This is a genomic window from Pseudomonas sp. GM49 (assembly GCF_000282355.1).
Taxonomy (GTDB): domain Bacteria; phylum Pseudomonadota; class Gammaproteobacteria; order Pseudomonadales; family Pseudomonadaceae; genus Aquipseudomonas.
The window spans coordinates 1-6,664 of the sequence record NZ_AKJL01000227.1 but is presented as its reverse complement, the minus strand read 5'-3'; the positions used below and the strand labels follow the sequence as shown (position 1 = coordinate 6,664).

Genomic DNA, 6,664 nt, shown 5'->3' with positions numbered 1-6,664 from the left:
TGTGGGAGCGGGCTTGCCCGCGAAGGCGGCCTGACAGCCGCCGATTATTTATCAGGCTTCGCCGCGGGCTGCCATAGAATCTCCGCCACTCCCTGACGCTTGGCAATCAGTCGCGCCACCACAAACAACAAATCCGACAACCGATTGATATACGCCAGTCCAACCCCGGCCAGCGGTTCAATCGCATTTAGCTGCTGACACCGCCGCTCGGCACTGCGCGCCAGGCTGCGGCAGACATGAGCCTGGGCAATCAGCGCCGAGCCACCGGGCAAGATGAAGTTTTCCAGTGGTCCCAACTCTTCATTCCACACATCGATCGCGGCTTCCAGGCGTTCGATTTCTGCTGCATTCAACGCCTGATACACTGGCATCGCCAGCTCGCCGCCAAGGTCGAACAATCGATGCTGGCAAGGCGCCAAAACATCGATCACTTCCTGCAAGCCTGTAAAGGTGTGCGTTTGCGCCGCCAATCCGGCCAGCAACAGGCCCACCTGACTGTTCAGCGTATCGACTTCGCCAATGGCCTCGATCCGCGGGTGATCCTTGGGTACGCGACGGCCATCGCCCAGCCCGGTCTCGCCTTTGTCGCCAGTGCGGGTGTAAATCTTCGACAAACGAAAGCCCATGGTTACCTCGATAGCAGATTGAGTTCTTGCGAGACAGGTGGCGTGTTTGCCAGGGGCAGGCGCAAGGTGAAGCAAGTGCCTTGGCCCAGAGTCGATTGCACTTCCATCTGCCCCTTGTGGTTGTTGGTGATGATGAAATACGACACCGATAGCCCAAGGCCGGTGCCCTGGCCGATTTCTTTCGTTGTGAAGAATGGCTCGAAAGTCCGTTTGCGCACGCTTTCGCTCATGCCGATGCCGTTGTCCTCGACCTGAATTTCCGCCCACGGCGGATTGAGCCTGGTGCGCAGAGTGATCCGCCCCGGCTCGCTGTCGTCTTCGCGCTGGTGAATGGCTTGCGCGGCGTTTTTCAACAGGTTGAGCAGCACCTGCTCCAGTTCGTTGGCTGTGCCGGGTACCGGTCCCAGTGCCGGATCGAACTGACGAATGATGGCCTGGCCCTTGAAGTCGAAGCCGATTGCCAGGTCAAAATCGTTGCTGGCGATCTCCACCGCCTGGTCGATCAGCGCGGGCAAATCGCACGGGGCCATCTGGCGGGTGCTGCGGCGGCTGAAACTGAGCATGTGGGTGACAATTTTCGCCGCCCGGGCACCGGCCTGCTGGATGCCGTCAAGCAACTGCGGCACCTCGCGGATTTGCAGATACTGGTTGACTGTCGCCAGTTCGATTCCGGCGTGTTCAGCCAGTTCAAGGTTCTTTGGCAGATCGGGCGACAGGCGTCGACGAATGTTTTGCACGTTATGCAGGATCGCACCCAGCGGGTTGTTGATCTCGTGGGCCATACCGGCGGCAAGACCGCCGACCGAGAGCATTTTCTCCGACTGCACCATCATCTCTTCCAGGGACAGGCGCTGGGTGATGTCGTCGATCCGGATCACCACGCCACGCCCGGCGCCGCCCATCAATGGATAGAAGGTCAGGGCATAGTGGCGGGGCTCTTCATCCTTTAGCCAGGTGACACGTTCGATTTTGGCCACCGTATGTTGCTCGACCGTTTGCTTGAGTTGCGGCAAGAACGGCTTGAGCGGTTCAAAGGCAAGGAAGATCGGCTGGTTCAGGGCTTCGTCGAGGCGTGTACCGGACAGGGCGCTGGCCTCCTGGTTCCATTGCGTCACGTAGAGCTGTTCGTCGAGGGCGATCAGCGCCGACGGCATGGAGTCAATGATGCTGTTGAGGTAGTTCTGAAAACCGGTGAGCTTTTTCTCGATCTTGCTGCGCACCTGGACTTCGAGTTCCAGTTTTCGGTTGGTGTGCCGGGTTTCTTCGGCCAACCCCTGAGCCTGGTCGTAGGCGGCCTGGGAGTCGTCCCTGGCCCGCTTGAGTTGCTGCTCCCGGGCCTCGATCCGCGAAAGCATGGTGTTGAACGCTTCGGCGAGGCTGCCGATTTCATCATGGTTGCCGCGGGAGGCGCGCAGGGCATAGTTCTCTTCGCGGGTCACCTGCCGGGACAGTTCTTCGAGCTGATGGATCGGCCGGGTAATCAGGCGCTTGATCTGACGGGCAATGACCAGCCAGAGCAGTACACTGAAAATCAGAATCCCCAGGCTGGCCGTCAGGGTCCCCGTGTAGAACGCCACCGGCAGTTCGCTGCTGGCCACCAACAGCAAATGCCCCGGTGAAGTTCCGGGGCGGGGCAGGGTGATGACCTGGTTGCTGCGAAACTCGGTCACCTGCCAGTCTTCGATATGCCGGAACCGCTTCGGCAGCTCCAGTTTGTCGCCGCTTTGTAGCTGCGCCAACTGCTCGCCCTTGCCGTCATACAGGACTGCCGCGCGCAGCGGTGAATAACTGTTGAGTTCGTTGAGCAGACGCTCGGCGCTTTGCGGCGATTCCAGGGCTTCGGACACCAGGCTCGGGTTCGACACCAGTCGGCCGATGGTCTGCAGGGCCTGTGGTGCCATGCTTTCCTGGGAAATGTAGTAGGCGGCGCTGATGAAGGTCAGGTTGGCGACCAGCAGGACAGTGATCAACAGGACCAGCAGGGCGGCCAGCAGTTTCTGGCCGACAGGCAGGTTTTCAAGGCGCTGGCGCAATGGCATCGGGTTCATCGCTGAAAAGGAACAAGTGGCCAGCGTAGCCGCTGCTCAGTCGCTGGGCAATCCAAGGCTTTGCAGGCGAGCAATCAACCTCGACTCAAGTTGATTGAGGTGAGGCAGGTTCAGTTGATGACGCCCGGCCACTTTGCAGGCGTAACCCAGCAGGTAGCTGATTTCTGTGCGGCGCTGGCTCGTGACGTCCTGATGCATCGAGGAGTAGTTGGCTGCGGTGGCGTGAATCACCCGCTCGACTTCCTGTTGCAGGTTTTCGGCCGCTGCCGGCTGACCACAACGGTCAAGCAACTCCACCAGTTCACCGCACAGGGTGGCGACTTCGCAGTGATGCTGCTGTAAACCGCCGTTGCGGCAATCGTGCAGCACCGTCAGCGGATTGATCGCACAGTTGAGGGCGAGCTTGCGCCACAGCCTGGTCAGAATCTCCGTGCTCCACTCGTGAGGGATGCCGGCAGCGCTCAGGTCATCGAGCCAGATCGGTGCCACCGGATGGCTGGCATCCCCCAGCCAGGTGAAACCATGCCCGGCAAACACCACGCGCCAGTCGCCATCGCGAAAGGCGCCTTCGGTGCTCGACGCACAGATGCAGCGTGCCTGAGGCACCTGTGCCGCCACCGCGTCCTGACTGCCCAGGCCATTTTGCAGCAGGATCAGTTCGGCGCCGGGGGCCAGGCGGGGCGCCAGCCGGGCCACCGCACTTTCGGTATCGTAGGCTTTGCAGGCTACCAGCAGGCGGTTGATCGGCTGCGTGCTGTCGGCGGTCTCGGCGGGCACGGCATAGTGTTGCGCCTCGCCGTGTTCCACCAGTGTCAATCCACCGGCCGCCTCATAGGCTTGCAGCCTCGCGGTGTCCCGCAGGATCAGCCTGACTGGCACTCCGGCCCGTGCCAGACGTGTCGCCCATAAAGTGCCGAGGCTGCCGGCGCCCAGAACATGCCAGGTGGTGGACATCAGCTTTTTGCTCTGTTTAAGGCGTGCATCGGCAGCTCACAGTGAATGATGGGAAAGACCCGTTATAATCAGCGCGGATTTTAACCGCAAGCCAGGCGTGCTCCATCGGTGCGCCTTTATATTTGGAGAGATTACATGCCGTCGTTCGACGTGGTATCCGAACTGGACAAACACGAAGTCACCAACGCGGTCGAGAACGCCGTCAAGGAACTCGATCGTCGTTATGACCTGAAAGGTAAAGGCAGCTTCGAGTTCAAGGAAAAAGACCTGACCGTCAACCTGACAGCGGAAGCGGATTTCCAGCTCGAAGCAATGATTGAGATCCTCAAGCTGGCGCTGGTCAAGCGCAAAATCGACGTACAGTGCCTTGAGGTCAAGGATGCTTTTGCGTCGGGCAAGCTGATGAAGCAGGACGCCGTCCTCAAGGAAGGCATCGACAAGGAGCTGGCGAAGAAGATCGTCGCTCACGTCAAAGACGCCAAGCTCAAGGTCCAGGCCGCCATCCAGGGTGAGCAAGTGCGCATCACCGGCAAGAAGCGTGACGACCTGCAGGAAGCCATTGCCGTGCTGCGGGCCAAGGAATTCGGTATGCCGCTGCAGTTCAACAACTTCCGCGACTGACCTCGAAAGCGGGAACCTCTTGGCATTTGCGACGTCGGAGGCCCAAGCATCGGCAGAAACGATTGAGCCCGTCGCGGTTCGATCTTTCTGCCGCTTTTTTTACGCGTGCCGGATAGCCGGAAAAAAGGAGCAAGCAGATGGACTTAAATGCTGAGGTAGACAACCTGGTCAAGGTTTCCCAAACCTGGATCCCGATGATCATGGAATACGGCAGTCGTGTACTGCTGGCGGTCATCACCCTGGCCATCGGCTGGTGGCTGATAAACAAGGTCACGAAAAAGCTCGGCGGCCTGATTGCATTGCGTAACGCCGACCTGGCGCTGCAGGGCTTTATCAGCAGCCTGGCGAACATCATCCTCAAGATCCTGCTGATCGTCAGCGTGGCCTCGATGATCGGTGTGGAAACCACTTCGTTCGTGGCGGCGATTGGTGCGGCGGGTCTGGCCATTGGTCTGGCCTTGCAGGGCAGCCTGGCGAACTTCGCCGGCGGTGTGCTGATTTTGCTGTTCCGTCCATTTCGTATCGGCGACTGGATCGAGGCTCAGGGTGTCGCCGGCACCGTCGACAGCATCCAGATTTTCCATACCGTACTGCGTACCGGTGACAACAAGACCATCATCTTGCCCAACGGCAATCTGTCGAACGGCATCATCACCAACACCAATCGTCAGCCGACCCGCAAGGTCGTGTTTGATGTAGGCGTTGATTACGAAGCGGACTTGCAGAAAGCCCGTGAAGTGTTGCTGGAACTGGCCAAGGATCCGCGTGTATTGACTGACCCGGCACCTCAGGCAGTCATTTCGACATTGGGTGACAGTTCTATCACTGTTTCCCTGCGTGTCTGGGTGAATACTGCGGATTATTGGGATGTGATGTTCATGTTCAACGAACTGTCCCGTGATCGTCTGAGAGAGGCGGGCATCGATATTCCATTTCCACAGCGGGTTATTCGCGTGGTTCAGGAATCTGCTGCGCAGTGATTGGTTTTCTGGTCAATGCCTGACTATTCGGTCAAGCATGTTCTGCATGGATCTGATCGTTTAAGCACACTGTTGTCACACCAACGAAAAAGGCCCATCCGAAGATGGGCCTTTTTTTGATTACCGCGAACTAACTTTCTGCAATTACAGAATGTTGAGCGGGTAGTCGGTGATCAGGCGGAACTCAGAGATATCGCCTTCGCCTTCGTCAGCATTGGCGGTGTGCCATGCTTGACGGATGCGGAACGACAGGTCTTTGGCTGGGCCCGATTGAATGACGTACTTGGCTTCCACGTTGGTTTCGTGGTGTTTGCCGTCTGCACCGTACAGGCCGGTGTAGGTGCTGTTCGATGGAGTGTTGGTACCGTCGATGTTCCAACCATTCACGTAACGAACCATGAAGCTCAGGCCAGGCACGCCGTACTCGGCCATTTTCAGGTCGTAACGGGCTTGTACCGACTTCTCGCCAGGGGCGTTGAAGTCAGAGTACTGGATGGAGTTGGCGAGGAAAATCGAGTCGCCACCACGGTTGTTGTCACCCACACCGATGTAGTCGAACGGGGTATCGCCGTTGACCTTCTGGAAGGCCAGGGTCAGGGTGTGTGCTTTCAGGAACGAGTAAGCAGCAGCCAGGGAGTAGGCGGTGTTGCTGATGTCGCCTGCTTTAGCGTTACCGGTGTCCTTGGTGTTGTAGATGTTACCGTCGAAGTTGATCGAGTTATCGCCGCCCAGTGCGAGGGTGTAGTTCGCGTTGGCGTAGTATTGGTTCCAGACGTCTTCGAGCTTGGCACCGTAAAGCGATACGCTCAGGTCTGGGGTGATGCCGTACTTGCCACCGAAGTAGTCGATGGAGTTGGCTGTCACGCCAGCGTAAGTAGCGAACAGTTCGCCGTCACGAGCGTTGCGGTCCTGGCTGGTTGCCGAGTAGAAGTGACCGGCTTCGAGGTCGAGGTCAGTAACTTCGCTGCTCTGCAGTTGGATACCGCTGGCAGTTTGGTGAAGGATACGGGAACCGCCTACAGCGAACACCGGAGAGGTGCTTGGCTGCATGTCGCCGATTTTCAGCTCGGTCTTGGAGATGCGGAACTTGGCGGCAGCACCGGCTTTGCCCTGGCTGTTGTTGACTTCGCCATCAGAGTCCACGGACATGTTGCCGGAACCTGAATACTTGTCGGAACCGTCCAGCTTAATGGCCAGTTGGCCCCAAGCTTCAACGCCAACACCGATCAGACCTTGGGTGTAGCCCGAGCTGAACATGCCCTGGATGCCCTGGGTCCAGTCTTTGTCATCGACCTGGCCGTTTTTCTTGTTGCGGTTGTAGTAGTAGTTGCGAACCAGCAAGTCGAGTTTGCTGTCTTCAACGAAACCTTTGGCTTCAGCCTGGTCACTTACGAAAGGGGCGGCCGTAGCCAATTGAGTACTGGCTGCTGCTGCA

The 6,664-nt window shown here is 58.4% G+C and carries 6 protein-coding genes; 2 read left to right on the top strand and 4 right to left on the bottom strand.

Translation table 11 applies throughout. The features are described 5' to 3' along the window. Positions 1 to 44: 44 nt before the first annotated feature. The 3 genes from PMI29_RS09245 to PMI29_RS09255 are packed head-to-tail and all read right to left on the bottom strand — an operon-like array spanning position 45 to position 3,628. Positions 45 to 626 carry a cob(I)yrinic acid a,c-diamide adenosyltransferase gene (locus PMI29_RS09245; RefSeq protein ID WP_008000746.1) on the bottom strand — a complete coding sequence of 194 codons (582 nt, stop codon included), beginning with the start codon at positions 624 to 626 and terminating at the stop codon, positions 45 to 47. Positions 627 to 628: 2 nt separating this feature from the next. Further along, positions 629 to 2,665 carry a sensor histidine kinase gene (locus tag PMI29_RS09250; RefSeq protein WP_033052554.1) on the bottom strand — a complete coding sequence of 679 codons (2,037 nt, stop codon included), beginning with the start codon at positions 2,663 to 2,665 and terminating at the stop codon, positions 629 to 631. 45 nt (positions 2,666 to 2,710) lie between these two features. Further along, on the bottom strand, positions 2,711 to 3,628 hold the full coding sequence (locus tag PMI29_RS09255; protein WP_008000744.1) for a putative 2-dehydropantoate 2-reductase: 918 nt from the start codon (positions 3,626 to 3,628) through the stop codon (positions 2,711 to 2,713). Between the two features lie 135 nt (positions 3,629 to 3,763). Between PMI29_RS09255 and PMI29_RS09260 the strand changes: the two genes are divergently transcribed. Continuing rightward, entirely contained in the window at positions 3,764 to 4,249 is a 486-nt protein-coding gene (locus PMI29_RS09260; protein WP_007990750.1) for a YajQ family cyclic di-GMP-binding protein, read from the top strand. Between the two features lie 137 nt (positions 4,250 to 4,386). Continuing rightward, entirely contained in the window at positions 4,387 to 5,229 is an 843-nt protein-coding gene (locus PMI29_RS09265) for a mechanosensitive ion channel family protein (protein ID WP_008000743.1), read from the top strand. Positions 5,230 to 5,373: 144 nt separating this feature from the next. Here the strand turns inward: PMI29_RS09265 and PMI29_RS09270 are convergent. Continuing rightward, positions 5,374 to 6,664, bottom strand: a 1,291-nt coding sequence (locus PMI29_RS09270) for an OprD family porin (protein ID WP_008000742.1), incomplete at its 5' end; no start/stop codon positions are given.